Origin of the sequence: Actinoplanes sp. NPDC048791 (assembly GCF_040650095.1) — a bacterium.
In the GTDB taxonomy this organism is placed as follows: domain Bacteria; phylum Actinomycetota; class Actinomycetes; order Mycobacteriales; family Micromonosporaceae; genus Actinoplanes.
On record NZ_JBEZGQ010001381.1, the window covers coordinates 1 to 1,819 of the forward strand.

Below are 1,819 nucleotides of genomic sequence, written 5' to 3' on the forward strand. Positions count from 1 at the left end.
GACCACCTTCACCGGTCAGTTGCTGGCCCGCTGCGCGGGCCTGCTCGACCAACCGGGCCACCAGTTCGGCGTCCACCCCGCCGTCGGGATCTTTCTTCGCCACCGCGGGAGTATCCACGGCTGTCGTTGACTCTGTCACGGCATCGCTCCTTGATCAGGAGTTACACCGTTCGTTTTACAGACCCACGTGCCTCGCCCTGCGGTGTTTGTGTTATTGCTTGGTTCGGTTTTGTAGTTGGTTGGCCAGGCGGTTGTGTTCGGCTGTTGCGGTTGGGGTGGTGTCGCTCAGGCCGCTTTGGACAGCTGTTGGGCTGCGTAGGAAGCTTCGTAGCAGGGGCACGAGGAGGGCTTCCGGCAGGGTCTTCAATGCGGCGAAGGCGCGGGGGACTGGCGGTGTCGGCAGGGCGGACAGGTTTTCTCGGATGTGGTGCAGCATGGTGCGGACCGCTTCCGGGTCGGCGGCCAGTGCGGCTGGGCCGCCGGCTGCGTGCGCGGCTTGGCTGAGGGGTACCTCGAATGCGGCGTGCGTGGTGAGCCAGGCGTCCATTTGTGGCTCGGCCCTGGCTCGGATCCCGGCCGTGCGGAACGCCTGCATGATTCGTTCCAAGCGTGGGCCGGTGCCGCCGATCGTCATCGGGACCAGTCGGTTCAGCAGGCTGGTCGCGCGGTAGCGGACCACGTCGCCGTCCATTGTTCCGCCGGCATTGGGGAAGCCGAGCAGTACGCGCTCGGGGCCGAGTATTGCGGCCAGCGGTTCTGCTCCGGCCGCCCAGTTGAGCAGGAACAGCACGTCGCCGTCGACGGTGGCCAGTGACTCCAGCACCGCGTCGATCTGGTGGGTGCGGACGAAGACGGTGATCAGGTCGTACCCGTTGGACGGCTTCTCGACGATCGGCACCGACACCCGCCGTACCGCTGGATTGTCGCCCTCGGCGAGCAGCACGCCGTGCTCGCGTAGCGCGGCCAGGCGCCGGCCGCGAGCGAGGAGGGCGACGTCGTGCCCGGCCTCGTGCAGGCGGGCGGCATACAGAGTGCCGAGGACACCGGCGCCGTACACGAGGATCTTCATCTTGGCCTCTTTCAAACGCTCGTTTGAATCAAACGTTTGTATGGTGGCACACGTGGCTTCGATCGACACCCGCACCCAGCTCCTCGATGCGGCCGAGCACCTGTTCGCCGAGCGTGGTTACCGCGGGACCTCGGTCCGCGCGATCACCGACCGCGCCGGGGCGAATCTGGCCGCCGTCGCATACCACTTCGGCTCGAAGGCGGAGCTGCTGGCCGCGGTAGCCCGCCGGGTGATCGAGCCGATCAACGCCGCGCAGGCCGCCGGGCTCGACCTTTTGCTCGCCCGGACGTCTGACCCGGCGGTTGCCGACCTGGTCGCGGCCTTCGTGGGGCCGCTGTTCGACGAGATGCCGGCCGGCGTGGAGAGCGGCGCCCGGACGTCCCGGCTGATCGTGACCATCCTCAGCGACCCGGCCGAGGAGACCCGGGCCTGGACCGGCCCGGCCGAGGACACGGTTCGCGACCGTTTCGTGGCCGCTTTCCGGCACGCGCTGCCTGACCTGCCCGCGGAGGAGCTGTGGTTCCGGTTGCGGGGAATCCTCGCGGTGACCGCTGTGGACCGCGTCAATCTCTACAACCAGCGCCCGTCGACCTCCGGATCGGGCGAGGCGGCCCGGGACTGGGCGATCACGTTCCTGGCGGCGGCGATGAGCGCACCACCGACCGGCACCTGACGCTGCGTCGCCCGCTGCCCGCTGCCCGCTGCCCGCTGCCCGCTGCCCGCTGCCCGTCGCCCGTCGCCCGATCCGGA

Annotated in this window: 2 protein-coding genes; one reads left to right on the forward strand and one right to left on the reverse strand. The window is 69.0% G+C overall.

Features of this window, described 5'->3' with window-relative positions:
- Positions 1-211: 211 nt before the first annotated feature.
- Entirely contained in the window at positions 212-1,138 is a 927-nt protein-coding gene (locus AB0C29_RS46545) for a 2-dehydropantoate 2-reductase N-terminal domain-containing protein (RefSeq protein WP_360834545.1), read from the reverse strand.
- Here AB0C29_RS46545 and AB0C29_RS46550 point away from each other — a divergent pair.
- The gene (locus AB0C29_RS46550) at positions 1,122-1,742 is read left to right on the forward strand and encodes a TetR/AcrR family transcriptional regulator (protein WP_360834547.1); all 621 of its coding nucleotides are present in this window, start codon (positions 1,122-1,124) and stop codon (positions 1,740-1,742) included. The two genes, AB0C29_RS46545 and AB0C29_RS46550, sit on opposite strands and share 17 nt — an antisense overlap.
- Positions 1,743-1,819: the final 77 nt, after the last annotated feature.